This is a genomic window from Shimwellia pseudoproteus, from assembly GCF_016415625.1.
Lineage (GTDB): Bacteria > Pseudomonadota > Gammaproteobacteria > Enterobacterales > Enterobacteriaceae > Shimwellia > Shimwellia pseudoproteus.
The window spans coordinates 1-14,785 of sequence record NZ_WBXP01000041.1 but is presented as its reverse complement, the minus strand read 5'-3'; the positions used below and the strand labels follow the sequence as shown (position 1 = coordinate 14,785).

Here is a 14,785-nt window from a genome sequence, read left to right as displayed (position 1 = left end):
AGACCAGAACATGACACAACAACGCATAACAGAAGCCAGTACCAGCCATTTTGTCGATATTCAGGAAGGGGGGAGCACCCTTAAGATTCATTACAACGACTGCGGTCACGGTGACCAGACCGTGGTAATGCTGCACGGTTCCGGGCCCGGGGCCACCGGCTGGGCTAACTTTAGCCGCAATATCGACCCGCTGGTGGCGGCGGGCTACCGGGTATTACTGGTGGACTGCCCTGGGTGGGGCAAAAGCGACAGCATTGTTAATACCGGCTCCCGGGCCGATCTCAACGCCCGCATTCTCAAAGGGGTGCTGGATACGCTCGACATTCAGCAAGTGCATCTGCTGGGGAACTCTATGGGGGGCCACAGTGCGGTGGCATTCACCCTGAGCTGGCCTGCGCGGGTGGGCAAACTGGTGCTGATGGGCGGCGGTACCGGCGGGATGAGCCTGTTCACCCCAATGCCGACGGAAGGCATCAAACTGCTCCAGGGGCTGTACCGGGCGCCGACCATCGACAACCTCAAAAAGATGATGAACATTTTTGTTTACGACCCGAGTGATCTGACCGAGTCCCTGTTCCAGGCACGGCTCGAAAATATGCTCTCCCGGCGCGATCATCTGGAAAATTTCGTCAAAAGTAGCGAACTAAACCCCAAACAATTCCCCGACTTCAGCCCGCGTTTAGGGGAGATAACCGCCCCGACGTTGATTGTCTGGGGCCGTAACGACCGCTTTGTGCCGATGGACACCGGCCTGCGCCTGCTGGCGGGGATTGCCGGGTCGCAACTGCATATTTACCGCGACTGCGGGCACTGGGCCCAGTGGGAGCACGCCGATGCCTTTAACCAGCTGGTGCTGGACTTCCTCAACCGCTAACGGAGAACCTTGATGCGCTATTCACTTGATGAACTGGCTGCCCGCCTGCGCCAGGCCCGGCAGCAGGGGGCGGCTATCGCGCCGCTGCGGGACATTATTGGGACAGGCAATGGCGAGGCGGCCTACGCCATTCAGCGCCTGAACGTAGAACACGCCGTGGCAAACGGCGCCCGTATTGTCGGGCGCAAAGTGGGGCTCACTCACCCGAAAGTCCAGGCCCAGCTCGGGGTCGATCAGCCGGACTTCGGCACGCTGTTTGCCGACATGTGTTATGGCGATAACGCCACTATCCCGTTTTCCAGGGTGCTGCAACCGCGTATTGAAGCCGAAATCGCCCTGGTACTGCAGCGCGATCTTCCGGCGGCGGACACCACGTTTGATGAGCTGTACAGCGCCGTAGCGTGGGTGATCCCGGCCCTGGAAGTGGTGGGCAGCCGGATTGGCGACTGGTCAATTTCGTTTGTTGATACCGTGGCGGATAACGCCTCCTGCGGGGTGTATGTGCTGGGCAGCCCCGCCCGGCGTATTGACGGGCTGGATCTGAAAAACTGCGCCATGCAGATGAGCCGCAACCATGAGGTGGTTTCCACGGGCCGCGGCAGTGAATGTCTTGGCCATCCGCTGAATGCTGCCGTCTGGCTGGCGCGCAAAATGGCCAGCCTTGGTGAGCCATTACGGGCCGGGGATGTGGTGCTTACCGGGGCGCTTGGACCGATGGTTACGGTCAACGCCGGGGATAGTTTTACCGCCACTATCGACGGTATTGGCAGCGTGGCGGTGCAGTTCTCTGCCGCGGCAGACAGCAAACAATAAGGAACAGAGTATGGCTAATAAAAAAGTGGCGATCATCGGCTCCGGCAATATCGGTACCGACTTGATGATCAAGATCCAGCGCCAGGCAAAACATCTGGAAATGGCCGTGATGGTGGGGATCGATCCCGCGTCTGACGGCCTGGCCCGGGCCCGCCGGATGGGGGTTGCCACCACCCACCACGGGGTTGATGGGCTTATCGCCATGCCGGAATTTGCCGACATTGATTTTGTGTTTGATGCCACCAGTGCCGCCGCGCACCTGAAAAACGATCAAGCCCTGCGGGCGGCCAAACCGGGGATCCGGGTGATCGACCTGACCCCGGCCGCCATTGGGCCTTACTGTGTGCCGGTGGTGAACCTTGATAACCACCTGCACCAGGGCAATGTCAATATGGTGACCTGTGGTGGCCAGGCAACAATACCGATGGTGGCGGCCGTATCCCGGGTGACCAACGTGCGCTATGCGGAAATTGTCGCCTCTATTGCCAGCCTGTCTGCCGGGCCGGGCACCCGCGCCAATATTGACGAATTTACCGAAACCACCTCCCAGGCCATTGAGGCGGTGGGTGGGGCGCAAAAAGGCAAAGCGATTATTATCCTCAACCCGGCAGAGCCGCCGCTGATGATGCGCGACACGGTGTATGTGCTGAGCGACGCCGCCAGCGAGGCAGAGATCGACGCGTCTATCACCCAAATGGCCGCGGATGTGCAGGCATATGTTCCGGGGTACCGCCTGAAACAGCAGGTGCAGTTCGAGGTGATCCCCGATGATAACCCGCTGTATTTGCCGGGGGTGGGGCGCTTCTCTGGCCTGAAAACCACCATCTTCCTCGAAGTGGAAGGGGCGGCGCACGACCTGCCTGCTTATGCCGGTAACCTCGATATTATGACCTCTGCGGCCCTGGCGACGGCGGAGAAAATGGCGCAATCCTTCAGCCATCCAGCAGGAGCAACAGTATGAACGGTAAAAAACTCTTTATTTCCGATGTCACCCTGCGTGACGGGATGCACGCCATTCGCCACCAGTACAGTATCGACGCGGTTCAGCAGATTGCCCGGGCGCTGGATGATGCCCGGGTGGACTCCATCGAAGTGGCCCACGGTGACGGCTTGCAGGGCTCCAGCGTTAACTACGGTTTTGGTGCCCATACGGATATTGAATGGATTGCCGCCGCGGCCGATGTGGTGAAACACGCCCGGATTGCCACCCTGTTAATCCCGGGCATTGGTACTCTTCACGATCTGAAAAACGCCTATCACGCCGGGGCGCGGATTGTGCGGGTGGCAACCCACTGCACCGAGGCGGATGTCTCGAAACAGCATATCGCCTTCGCCCGGGAGCTGGGTATGGACACGGTTGGCTTCCTGATGATGAGCCATCTGACCTGCCCGGAAAATCTTGCCCGCCAGGCCAAACTGATGGAGTCCTACGGGGCCACCTGTGTGTATGTGGTGGACTCTGGCGGTGCGATGAATATGGACGATATCCGCGCCCGGTTCCGGGCCCTGAAAGCGGTGCTTAAACCCGAAACCCAGACCGGGATGCACGCCCACCATAATTTGAGCCTCGGGGTGGCGAACTCCATGGTGGCGGTGGAAGAGGGCTGTGACCGGATTGACGCCAGCCTGGCGGGAATGGGGGCCGGGGCCGGTAATGCGCCACTGGAGGTGTTTATTGCCGCGGCAGAGAAGTGCGGCTGGCAGCACGGCTGTGATTTGTACCGCCTGATGAATGCCGCCGATGAGTTAGTGCGGCCGTTGCAGGATCGCCCGGTACGGGTGGATCGCGAGACGCTGGCCCTCGGGTACGCCGGGGTATACTCCAGCTTTCTGCGCCATGCGGAAGTGGCGGCGGCCCGCTACGGCCTCAGTACTGTGGATATTCTGGTGGAGCTGGGTAAGCGCCGTATGGTCGGCGGCCAGGAGGATATGATTGTCGATGTGGCGCTGGATCTGGCCCGTCGCTGATGTTCCGGGCCGTGGGGTACCACGGCTTGCGGTTTTATTGCTGAAAAACACTGTCATTAGTTACAACATACTTTTATTTTTAATTGGCGCCCGGCTCCGCAACCGTGCATAACCGCAACAAAAAACCACCCCGCCTGGCAACACCGGCGGGGGACGTTATTCTGCGGCAGGTTTTAGTGCCCGTAGGTTAACGGCGCGTCAGCGCTAAGCGGATCCCGAGGGCAATAAACGTAGTGCCCACTATCCGGTCAAGGCACTTCTGCAACCGGCGGTTTTGTGACACGGCACCGGCGGCACTGCCCGCCAGTAGCGCAAAGGTGGCGTCGGTCATAAAGGCAATCAAGGCATAAGTCAGCCCGAGTACCAGGAAGGAGAGGGCGTGGTGTTCCCCGTTGGGCATTACAAACTGGGGGAAGAAGGAGATAAAAAAGAGCAGCACTTTGGGGTTGGTCAGGGTGGTAATAAACCCTTTTGACAGCAAACTACCCGGCCGTGCCTGGGGTTTAATCGCGGGGGTTTCACTGGCAGCGGTATTTGGGCTACCAAAGGTTGCCAGTAACATCCTGCCGCCGAGATAGATAAGATATGCCACCCCGAGATATTTAACAATCGCGAACATCAGCGGTGAGGCGGTGATCAGCGCGGTTAATCCAATGGCACTGGCAACCGCATGGGTACAACTGCCGATGGCCACTCCGGTGGCAGAAATCAGCCCGGCGCGGCGGCCATTTACCACGCTCTGGCCAACCACATACGCCATATCGGGGCCGGGGGTGATAGATAACAGCAGCACTGATAACGCAAAAAGCCCAAAATGGGTAATATCCAGCACGAGCACCTCCAGTGAAATAAGGAAATAACCGGGTTATTGGCAGAAAATATGTGTGAATGCGCACCAGCCATGACGCTACCGACTGGCCACCATAAAATAATAATTGTTTTTCCCAGAAATAAGCGGCGGATATATCCGTGATTTTCGGTATTAAATAACGCGATTATTCACGCCAATGATAATGACGGAGGATTGTGGAAAGTGCCACCGGAAATAGCGACCAGGACGATCATCTGGTTAATTAAATTATTGTAGTGGTAATTCACCGCATTATCCCGGGGACGTTAGCTTTTTACCCCATAAGATAGCCTTCCCTTTGTTTTTCATCACTATCCCTGCCGGCGGGTGACGGGCAATAACACTGTTGTCATCACCTGCGCGATGCTATGTTGGTATTTCCATTTTATAAATACACTGCCCGGGCGTTCATTGGCGCCGATAAAAACATAACAAACAGGAATATATTATGCCAAATCCCGCATTCTCGCCTGCTAAAACCCAGGCCACGATTAATGGTTGCCAGATTCTGGCGGATGACTGGGGAACGCTGACCAAATATGATATGACCTACACCCGTAATGACGGTACCCGGCAGCAGGTTACCCGGGAGGCGTATGATCGGGGGCACGGCGCGACGATTCTGCTGTATAACCAGCACCACAACACGATTATTTTAACCAGCCAGTTCAGAATGCCGGCCTATCTGACCGGCCATAACCATGAACTGATCGAAGCCTGTGCCGGTTTGCTGGATAAACATAACCCCAGCGAGACCATCATCCGGGAAGTGGAGGAAGAGACCGGATTTCGGATTGGCGACGTGACCCACATCGGTGAGATTTTTATGAGCCCGGGGTCGGTGACTGAGCGGCTGCATTTTTTTATCGCCCCTTATACCGCAGAGATGCGCCTGCATAACGGCGGCGGCCTGGAAGAAGAGGGCGAAGATATCCGGGTGCTGGAGGTGCCAATGGCAGAAGCGCTGGCGATGATTGACGATGGCCGGATTATTGATGCCAAAACCATTATTCTGATCCAGCATCTGGTGATTAAAGGTATTTGCCGGCCAGCATAAATGAATCCATTGCCCGACGAACCAGGGGGGCCCCCTGGTTCCTGGCCGTGCGTTGGCCGTGCGTTGGAAAATTAGCGGTGAGAAGCACTAATAATCCGGGACACAGTTCACCCCTGGGTTACGGTCGGTATTAAAAAAGGAAAAACACGACGTATTGTATTGTACCGTGTTGCCTTTATTGGTCTGGGCATGCTGCTGGGTCATAAGAGAAGAAGGAACCGCGTTATTTGCGGTGTCTTTTGTTATATCGGATTGCTGGGCATAGCAAGGTGCAATACAACAAGCTGCGATTAATACACCCCAATATGATTTCATTTTCTCACCTCGGTTAAATCAGCGTACTTCAGGTATTGCCACGCCTCTTTGAACAGAGAAAATCCCGGTGCGGAGGTGGTGTGATAAATGGTTACCAATTTGTGTGAATTGCACAGGGTTACGTCATCGGTAACCGCATGACTTTTTTATATTATTACCTCGTAACAGTATACGGTGGCCCGGCTGAAAAAGGCTCATACCTTAGTATGATCTTTCGCGGGTTAGCTGACCGCACAGCACAGGGTGGCCCCTGTGCTGTTGCGTGACGGGTGCACTACGTGTCTTAGCCTGCGGCGGACCAGCTGTAAGGGGCCGCCAGGCCCAGCGGCATACCCAGCCCCCACCATGCCAGCAGGAACAGTGTCCAGGCGATAAAGAATGCGATGGAGTAGGGCATCATCATCGACACCAGGGTGCCAACCCCACCGGATTTGACGTAGCGCTGGCAATAGACCACGACCAGCGGGAAGAACACCATCATTGGGGTGATGATGTTGGTGCATGAGTCACCAATGCGGAATGCGGCCTGGGTCAGTTCAGGCGAGATCCCTACCGCCATCAGCATCGGCACCATGATTGGGGAGAGTAGCGCCCACTTAGCAGAGGCCGAGCCGATCAGCAGATTGACGACGGCCGTGAGCAAGATCATGCCAATAATGGTCACTTCCCCGGGCAGCGCCATGGCTTTCAGGCCATCGGCCCCGATCAGGGCAACCAGCGTACCGATATTTGAGTCGCTAAATGCTTTAATGAACATGGCGCAGAAGAACGCCATCACCATATAGGATCCCATTTTGCTCATGGCATCGCCCATGGCGGCAATCACGTCTTTACCGTTCTGAAAGCTGCCGGACAGACGACCATACACAATTCCCGGGATGATAAAAATCAGGAAAATCAGCGGCACGATGGACTGCATAATCGGAGCACTGTAGCTGGTCAGCGTGCCGTCGCTGCCGCGCAGCAGGGAATTTTCCGGCAGCGCCAGGGCCGCTAACAGGCCCAGCCCAGCGATCATCACCAGGCTGGCGCGGTTAAAGGCGCGGCTCTCTTTCTCGCTATAGCGGGACATATCTTCCTGATGGGAATAATCACCATCGATAGCCATCTTACTGATCCGCGGCTCGACAATCCGCTCGGTAACCCACCACCCGACCAGGGTTATCAATACCGAAGACGCAATGCCGAAGAACAAATTACACAGGGTGTTCACGGTATAGCTGCTGTCCAGTAACTGGGCGGCGGCCTGGGTAAACCCCTGCAACAGGGCATCATTCCCGGTGGGGACCATATTGGCGGCAAACCCGCCGGATACCCCGGCAAATGCGGCGGCGATCCCGACCAGAGGGTGGCGTCCGGCAGACATAAAAATAATCGCCCCGAGCGGAATAACCAGCACATAACCGGCATCGGCGGCGACATGGCTGAACATAGCAACGAAGATAAGGATCGGGGTGAGCAGGCGTTTGGGCGTAACCCGGAGCATTTTTTTCAGGGCGATATTAATAAAGCCTGAGCGCTCAGCAACGCCGACCCCGAGCATCGCTACCAGCACGATGCCCAGTGGGGCAAACCCGGTAAATGTTGTTACCATCGTCGAGAGGGTGTGGGTTAATGCGGCGGGGGCCAGCAGGTTGTTAACCTCGATAGTCTGGCGGGTGACGGGGTTGACGACGGAAAAGTCCAGCGTTGACAGGATGGCGGACAACCCCATGACAATCAGTAAAAAATAGAAAAAGATCAGTGCAGGTTCAGGAAGGCGGTTACCGGCTCGCTCAATGGCATTGAGAAAACCCGTCATCAGGCGGCCTTCCCCCTGAGATGTCCTTGTTAGCGTATTCATGGCTCCCTTAGGCTCCTTTTTATTTCAAAATGTGTCCATTTATGTCATTTGATATAATAGCTATAAATTAAAATAATTTCCCGTCGTAATTTTATTTTTTGAGATAAAACACTAATAAATTCCGTTACTGTAGCGTGACAAACCAGGAAAATGGCTATTTTCCGCATCAGTTACGTGATCGCTGGCCACACAGCAAAAAACCGTTGTTATTCAGACCCGAAAGACCCCCCGATAAACAGCAACAGGCAAGGGCCCCGCGAAAAAAAGCGTGCTTTCCTGCGGTAAATGATTACTATTCTCAGCAGAAGCGGCGGGCAATGTATCTGCCGCTCACCGGCAGACAATGTGACGCGCATTAATAACAACTATCCTGGAAGGAATTCCGTTCATGACATCGTTTAAACTTACCCGTTCATTACTGGCCTGCGCGCTGTTAACCAGCGGCGCATTCAGCACATTCTCCGCCGTGGCGGCGGACGCGATGCTGCGTAGCCCGGTGGCTAAAGGGGCCTATGAGATGGCCTATAGCCCGGCTGAAAATGCGCTGTTTGTCGCGACATCCGGCAGCCGTAAAGGTGATGTCGGCGGCGTGGTGTACCAGCTTGATCCGCAGACCCTGGCCGTAACCAAAACGATCCATAACGATCTCAAGCCCTTCGGCGCCACCATTAACACCAAAACGAATACGCTGTGGTTTGGCAATACCCTGAACAGCACCCTCACGGCGATTGATGCCGCCACCGGTGCGGTAAAAGGCCGTCTGGTGCTTGATGGGCGCCAGCGCACTGAAACCGTGCGCCCACTGGCCCCCCGTGAGCTGACCGTGGATGAAGCAACCAACACCGTGTACATGGGCGGCCTGGGGCCAGATAGCGTGGTCTGGGTGGTGGATGGCGCAACCCTGAAGCTGCGTAACACCATTAGCGGTCTGGGTAAAATGAACACCGGCCTGGCGCTGGATAGCGCGGCGAAACGCCTGTACACCAGCAATGCCGACGGCGAGTTTATTACTATCGACACCGCCACAGATAAAGTGTTGTCACGTAAAAAACTGCTGGATGACGGCAAAGAACATATGCTGCTGAATATCAGCCTTGATAGTGCCAACCACCGTGCGTTTGTTACCGATTCTAAAGGTAGCTATCTGCTGGTTGTCGATACCCGTACCGGGAATGTGACGGATAAAGTGGCCGTGCCAGAAGCGCTGGCGGTGCTGTTTAACCCGGTGCGCAATGAAGTGTACGTGACCCACCGCCAGGCGGGGGAGGTCAGCGTGATTGACGCCAAAACCTTAAAAGTCACCAAAACCATTAAAGCCCCGGTACATCCGAACAGTCTGGCGCTCTCCCCGGATGGCAAGACCCTGTATGTCAGCGTTAAACAGGCGTCTACCCGCCAGCAGGAAGCCACCAGCCCGGATGATGTACTGCGTATTACCCTGTAAGTTATCCATGATAAAAAACGCCGAATCCCGGCGTTTTTTTTGGTCTATATGTGCCATTTTGGGTGAATTGTTCGGGGTGTGCTGATTCCTGCCGTGAAATTCCCCGGGAATAGTCTGTAATGAAAAGGGACATTTTTATAAGGAGTTAACCCATGGGACCACAAATAAAACGCATTGCTGTGATTATTGGGGCTTGTGCGATGCTAACCGGGCTGGCCGGGTGCAGCAGTGACTATATTATGACCACCAAAACCGGGGATATGATTGTGACTCAGGGTAAACCGGAGATTGATAAGGACACCGGCATGACCCGTTATACCGATCAGTCCGGGGTGGAGCGCCAGATTAATACCAATGATGTCGCGCAAATGATGGAGAAAGACTAACCGTGAAACAACGGGTGCCGCGGCACCCGTTAGCACAATAGAGGACGGGATTATCCCTTCAGCGCCGCCAGCGCGCTGTCGTAGTCCGGCTCGGTGGTGATTTCATCAACCAGCTGGCTGAAAATCACTTCATCCTGCTCGTTCAGTACCACGACGGCACGGGCAGTCAAACCCCGCAGGGGGCCATCAGTAATGGCAACGCCGTACGCCTGTTTAAATTCCGGATTGCGCAGGGTTGACAGGGTGACAACATTGCTCAGCCCTTCAGCGCCGCAGAAACGCGACTGAGCGAAAGGCAGGTCCGCAGAGATGCACAGCACAACGGTGTTATCCAGTTCGTTGGCCAGTTGGTTGAATTTACGGACCGACGCCGCACACACACCGGTATCAATGCTCGGGAAAATATTCAGCACTTTACGTTTGCCCGCGTACTGGCCGAGGGAGACGTCAGACAGATCTTTGGCGGTCAGGGTAAAATCTGCCGCTTTGTTGCCTTTCTGTGGGAATTGTCCCGCAACGGCAACCGGGTTGCCCTGGAAGTGAACTTGTTGTGACATAATTCGTTCCTTTTATTACATATAATTAACACCGCCACCAGTCTAAGCCACTCCGGCTTTTTTTTATATAAAAAACTGAAACTGCATTTAAATCAGAGGAGTCGTTATACTGAGCAGAATAATGGAAATACGGAGAAGCTATGAGAAGGGTAAGGGTTTATGAAGAGGCGTGGCCACTCCACTCCCCGTTTGTGATAGCCAGAGGCAGCCGTAAGGATGCGACAGTCGTCGTCGTTGAGCTGGAAGAGGAAGGAACCAAGGTAACCGGAGAGTGCACGCCTTACCCGCGTTATGGTGAGAATGTGGCGTCGGTCATGGCCCAGATAGCGACTGTCATGCCGCAACTGGAGCGGGGCATGACCCGTGAGCAGTTACAGCAGCATTTACCTGCCGGCGCGGCCCGTAACGCCGTTGATTGCGCCCTGTGGGAACTGGAAGCCCGCCGTAAAGGGCTGAGCATCGCCCAGTTGGCCAATACCCCGCTCCCCGCTGAATGCATCACCGCCCAGACCGTGGTTATCGATTCCCCGGACAAAATGGCCGAAGCGGCAATTATGCTGTGGAATAAAGACGCCCGCCTGCTGAAAATCAAAATGGATGACCGGATGATCAGCGAAAGAATGGTGGCTATCCGCAGTGCAGTTCCCGATGCCACTCTGATTGTTGATGCCAATGAATCCTGGCACGGTGAAGGGCTGGCCTCCCGCAGCCAGTTTCTGGCGGATTTAGGCGTGGCGATGCTGGAGCAGCCGTTGCCGGCCGGTGACGATGCGGCCCTGGAAAACTTTATCCACCCGCTGCCGATCTGCGCAGATGAAAGCTGCCACACCCGCGGCAGCCTGAAAGCGCTGGCGGGGCGTTATGAGATGATCAATATCAAGCTGGATAAAACAGGCGGCTTAACCGAAGCACTGGCGCTGGCGCGCCAGGCGCGGCAGGAGGGGTTCTCCCTGATGCTGGGCTGCATGTTGTGTACCTCCAGGGCCATCCGCGCGGCGCTGCCGTTGTTGCCGGACGTTCAGTTCGCCGATCTTGACGGCCCCACCTGGCTGGCGGTGGATGTAGAGCCGCCGCTGGCATTCAGTACCGGGGTGTTGCACCTGCAATAATGCAGGTCACAGGGACCACTGTAACAGCGCCATCATCGGCGAGAGGTAGCGTTCGCTGGCCTCATCAGCGGAGATCGGCGGAAATTCTGCCGTAATACAGGGTAAATCCCGGTCGCCACACCAGCTACCAAAAGAGCCGGGCGTGGCATAGCCAACGCTGGTCACCCGCGGCAGGGTAAAGGCATCAGCCAGCCATCTCCCCAGCGGGGAGTCGTGTGGATCTTCAATGCAGGCCAGCGGATCGTGGAACGACACCACCCAGGCTGGCCGGATATCGTCAATTAACTGGCAGAGCGCGGCGGTTTCCGGTTCGGAGCCCGGGTGCTCGCCGGTGGACAGCACCACATCCCGGGCATCTGCCAGACTGTTCCAGCGGTAAACCGTCTCCCCCGGTTGCCAGTTCTGGCTCGGGAAATTCCGGTTCAGATCGACCCCTCTGGCATTGGCCCGCAATCCGAGCTGGCAGCCATCAGGATTGACCGCCAGCAGCACGTGATGGCGGCGGTGTTCTGGTTCCAGGCTGCGTAACGCACAGGACAGGGTAACGGCGGCGGCGTTTTCATCGCCGTGGGTGGCGGCGATAATCAGCCCGGTAGCAGGGGTGCGCTGGACGGCGGGGAACCACAGCAGTGGTGCGCCAAGAACGGTTTTACCGTAACGCTGGGCATTACCCGGAAGTTGGCCCCGTAAAGCCCGGGGGCGTATTGTTGTCATAATGACCTGTCTTAAGATCGGTGGGTGTTTTGCCCGCTAAGTATACGCCTTTACGCACAAACCTGGGTATCCGGCGCCGTCGGGGCTTTACAGTGTAGCCCTGGAAGACCACACTATAAAACCAATTGCCCGTCGCCGGGCCTGTCAGCCATTGTATTGACAAATAACACAATAAATTTTTCGTTGCGGGACGTTTTCCCGCCCTGAACACAGGTGATTTATGCCATTTACTGCGCGTGTTTCCGGTCTTGCGCTTCTTCTGGCCGGTTGTTTTAGTTCTTCAGTCTGGGCGGCGGTTGTGCCTCCGGGAACCCAGTTGGCCGATAAACAGGAGCTGGTCCGTCATATTAAAGACGAACCCGCCTCACTGGATCCCGCCAAAGCGGTAGGGCTGCCGGAAATCGAAGTTATTCGTGATTTGTTCGAAGGGCTGGTTAATCAGGATGCACAGGGCAATATTATTCCCGGGGTGGCGCTGCGCTGGAAAAGTAACGATAACCGGATTTGGACCTTTTCACTGCGTGACGATGCCCGCTGGACTAACGGCCAGCCGGTGACCGCCCAGGACTTTGTGTTTGCCTGGCGGCGGCTGGTTGATCCAAAAACGACCTCGCCATTCGCCTCTTTTGCCGCCCTGGCCGGTATAACCAATGCTCAGGCCATTATTGACGGTAAAGCCGCGCCGGATACTCTGGGGGTCACCGCTGTTGATGCCCGCACTTTACAGGTTAAGCTGGATAAGCCGGTGCCGTTCTTCCCGGCGCTGACGGCGAATTTCTCGCTGTTCCCGGTGAACAAAAATTGCCTGGAAAAATCCGCTAACGACTGGACCCGGCCAGGAAATCTGGTGGGGAATGGTGCGTTTGCCCTGCAATCCCGGGTGGTGAATGAGAAGCTGGTGCTGGTCCCGAACAAGCGTTACTGGGATCACGCCCATACGGTGCTGACCAAAGTGACGTTTTTACCGATTAACCAGGAGTCCGCCGCCACGAAACGCTACCTGGCCGGGGATCTTGATATCACCGAATCTTTCCCGAAAAATTTATACCAGAAGTTAAAAAAAGATATTCCCAATCAGGTGTTTACCCCGCCACAGCTCGGGACATACTATTATGCGTTTAACACCCGCAAGGGGCCAACGGCGGATCCCCGGGTGCGTCTGGCCCTTAGCCTGACGATTGATCGCCAAATCATCGCCGACAAAGTACTGGGCACTGGCGAAAAGCCGGCCTGGCATTTTACCCCGGATGTCACCGCCGGGTTTACGGCGGATCCCAGCGCATTTGAGGGGATGAGCCAGGCGGAGCGCAATGCGCAGGCGAAGACGCTGCTCCAGGCGGCCGGGTATGGCCCGGCAAAACCGCTGAAACTGACGCTGCTGTATAACACCTCGGAAAACCATCAGAAGATAGCCATTGCGGTATCGTCGATGTGGCGCCAGAACCTCGGGGTTGATGTGAAATTACAGAACCAGGAGTGGAAAACCTATATCGACAGCCGTAACACCGGCAATTTCGATGTGATTCGCGCGTCCTGGGTGGGGGATTACAATGAAGCCTCGACTTTCCTGTCGCTGTTAACCTCAACCCATAGCGGTAATATTTCGCGCTTTAACAGCCCGGCCTATGACAAATTGCTCGATCAGGCTAGCCGCGAAACCAGTATTCAGGCACGCAATAAAGACTATAACCAGGCCGAGCAAATTATTGCTGAGCAGGCACCGATTGCGGCGATTTATCAATATACCAACGGGCGGTTAATTAAGCCATGGGTGAAAGGTTATCCAATTGATAACCCAGAGGATATGGCCTACAGCCAGCAGATGTATATTATTAAGCACTAACCGATATTATCGTTGATAACCCTAGTTAGAGCATCAGAAAGCGCGCATTGGCGCGCTTTCTCTTTTTAGTACTGCAAGACGGGTTTATTCTTTTTTTTGTTTACTCTTATATTTTATCTGGATATTCAGGGTATCGTTACGGAATCCAGCGTGTGTTGCTTACGTTTTTTTGCTGGTTAATTGTGGTTTTGTCATGAATCGCTGCTGATCGGGCGTTTACGCGCGTTGTCTCGTGTCCACGAATAGTGGGTAAAATCATCTAAGTATTTTCTATCAGTAACGTAATTACACCTACTGAAAAATAGAGTTACATTTAAAACCATATAATTAAATGCGGTGTTAAGTTTAATATTTATTTAGAAATGACATGATATATAAAAATAAATGTACTTAATATATAACATAAATTTGCTGTCATTTCGGGGTTACTAACAACAGGTGAGGTGATATGAATAAGTTCTTCACGCAGTACATCAGCTTTTTTATTGTGGGTATATTCACTTTCTCTGCTTCGGCGTTTGCTGCTGAGGGATGTGATGAGGCTAGCTCAACCAGCAATAGTCCCGTGATAACGCATGCGGTAGATATTATTCCTACGGTTGGTGGCTGTAAAAAGTTAAGTATGCAAACAAAAGACTTCGATTATCATGGCCGGAAATATCGAATATTTATCGCCCATCAAAAAGGAAAAGACGTGCAATACAACCCACTCTACTTTTTGGATGCTAACTCCCAGTTTAACTGGATGACGGGAAATATGATGGCTCTTGAAAGTGCCCCGGTATTGTATGTGGGCATTGGCTATCAGGACGGGGTCGACATTAATAAAGCCAGAACGTTTGACTACACGGTAAAGTCTCCGGATGAGAAGTTTAAGGCTGGCGGCGGCGCAGAGGATTTTTATTCATTTATCAGGCTTTGTTGAATAAATCGAACTTTTAGCCGAAATTAGGATCAGATCACCACACTCCTGACCCTGTAGCGACATCCTGTGACAAAGCAAAAGTTCAAA

Annotated in this window: 15 protein-coding genes; 10 read left to right on the top strand and 5 right to left on the bottom strand. The window is 54.7% G+C overall.

What is annotated here, in order from left to right; genetic code table 11:
• The first annotated feature begins 10 nt into the window (after positions 1-10).
• The 4 genes from mhpC to mhpE are packed head-to-tail and all read left to right on the top strand — an operon-like array spanning position 11 to position 3,655.
• Positions 11-874: a 2-hydroxy-6-oxonona-2,4-dienedioate hydrolase gene (gene mhpC / locus F9C28_RS15525; RefSeq protein WP_199016250.1), complete on the top strand. Its 864-nt coding sequence runs from the start codon at positions 11-13 to the stop codon at positions 872-874.
• Between the two features lie 12 nt (positions 875-886).
• Positions 887-1,687 (top strand): 2-keto-4-pentenoate hydratase, encoded by an 801-nt coding sequence (gene mhpD, locus F9C28_RS15520; RefSeq protein WP_408641529.1) that lies wholly within the window; start codon positions 887-889, stop codon positions 1,685-1,687.
• A 10-nt stretch (positions 1,688-1,697) separates the two neighbouring features.
• A complete protein-coding gene (locus tag F9C28_RS15515; RefSeq protein WP_199016248.1) occupies positions 1,698-2,648 on the top strand; it encodes an acetaldehyde dehydrogenase (acetylating) in 951 nt (316 codons plus the stop codon).
• On the top strand, positions 2,645-3,655 hold the full coding sequence (mhpE, locus tag F9C28_RS15510; protein ID WP_199016247.1) for a 4-hydroxy-2-oxovalerate aldolase: 1,011 nt from the start codon (positions 2,645-2,647) through the stop codon (positions 3,653-3,655). Before F9C28_RS15515 ends, mhpE begins: the two co-directional genes overlap by 4 nt.
• 187 nt (positions 3,656-3,842) lie before the next feature.
• Here the strand turns inward: mhpE and F9C28_RS15505 are convergent, their stop codons facing one another.
• On the bottom strand, positions 3,843-4,487 hold the full coding sequence (locus F9C28_RS15505; protein ID WP_199016246.1) for a LysE family translocator: 645 nt from the start codon (positions 4,485-4,487) through the stop codon (positions 3,843-3,845).
• A 466-nt stretch (positions 4,488-4,953) separates the two neighbouring features.
• Between F9C28_RS15505 and F9C28_RS15500 the strand changes: the two genes are divergently transcribed.
• The gene (locus F9C28_RS15500; RefSeq protein WP_199016245.1) at positions 4,954-5,562 is read left to right on the top strand and encodes an NUDIX domain-containing protein; all 609 of its coding nucleotides are present in this window, start codon (positions 4,954-4,956) and stop codon (positions 5,560-5,562) included.
• 87 nt (positions 5,563-5,649) lie between these two features.
• Here the strand turns inward: F9C28_RS15500 and F9C28_RS20490 are convergent, their stop codons facing one another.
• Both F9C28_RS20490 and F9C28_RS15490 read right to left on the bottom strand, forming a co-directional pair.
• The gene (locus tag F9C28_RS20490; protein WP_199016244.1) at positions 5,650-5,877 is read right to left on the bottom strand and encodes a hypothetical protein; all 228 of its coding nucleotides are present in this window, start codon (positions 5,875-5,877) and stop codon (positions 5,650-5,652) included.
• 283 nt (positions 5,878-6,160) lie between these two features.
• The gene (locus F9C28_RS15490; RefSeq protein WP_233149113.1) at positions 6,161-7,720 is read right to left on the bottom strand and encodes an AbgT family transporter; all 1,560 of its coding nucleotides are present in this window, start codon (positions 7,718-7,720) and stop codon (positions 6,161-6,163) included.
• Between the two features lie 388 nt (positions 7,721-8,108).
• Here F9C28_RS15490 and yncE point away from each other — a divergent pair, with 388 nt between their 5' ends.
• Both yncE and F9C28_RS15480 read left to right on the top strand, forming a co-directional pair.
• The gene (yncE, locus tag F9C28_RS15485) at positions 8,109-9,164 is read left to right on the top strand and encodes a 7-bladed beta-propeller protein YncE (RefSeq protein ID WP_199016243.1); all 1,056 of its coding nucleotides are present in this window, start codon (positions 8,109-8,111) and stop codon (positions 9,162-9,164) included.
• Between the two features lie 152 nt (positions 9,165-9,316).
• A complete protein-coding gene (locus F9C28_RS15480) occupies positions 9,317-9,550 on the top strand; it encodes a YgdI/YgdR family lipoprotein (protein WP_269846436.1) in 234 nt (77 codons plus the stop codon).
• Between the two features lie 50 nt (positions 9,551-9,600).
• Here F9C28_RS15480 and tpx read toward each other — a convergent pair whose 3' ends face one another.
• Positions 9,601-10,107: a thiol peroxidase gene (gene tpx / locus F9C28_RS15475; RefSeq protein WP_199016242.1), complete on the bottom strand. Its 507-nt coding sequence runs from the start codon at positions 10,105-10,107 to the stop codon at positions 9,601-9,603.
• 140 nt (positions 10,108-10,247) lie between these two features.
• Between tpx and ycjG the strand changes: the two genes are divergently transcribed.
• A complete protein-coding gene (ycjG, locus tag F9C28_RS15470) occupies positions 10,248-11,216 on the top strand; it encodes an L-Ala-D/L-Glu epimerase (protein ID WP_199016241.1) in 969 nt (322 codons plus the stop codon).
• A gap of 6 nt (positions 11,217-11,222) precedes the next feature.
• Here ycjG and mpaA read toward each other — a convergent pair whose 3' ends face one another.
• On the bottom strand, positions 11,223-11,930 hold the full coding sequence (mpaA, locus tag F9C28_RS15465) for a murein tripeptide amidase MpaA (RefSeq protein ID WP_199016240.1): 708 nt from the start codon (positions 11,928-11,930) through the stop codon (positions 11,223-11,225).
• A gap of 220 nt (positions 11,931-12,150) precedes the next feature.
• Here mpaA and F9C28_RS15460 point away from each other — a divergent pair, with 220 nt between their 5' ends.
• Both F9C28_RS15460 and F9C28_RS15455 read left to right on the top strand, forming a co-directional pair.
• Entirely contained in the window at positions 12,151-13,773 is a 1,623-nt protein-coding gene (locus F9C28_RS15460; protein ID WP_199016239.1) for an ABC transporter substrate-binding protein, read from the top strand.
• 448 nt (positions 13,774-14,221) lie between these two features.
• The gene (locus tag F9C28_RS15455; RefSeq protein ID WP_199016238.1) at positions 14,222-14,698 is read left to right on the top strand and encodes a hypothetical protein; all 477 of its coding nucleotides are present in this window, start codon (positions 14,222-14,224) and stop codon (positions 14,696-14,698) included.
• Positions 14,699-14,785 lie beyond the last annotated feature (87 nt).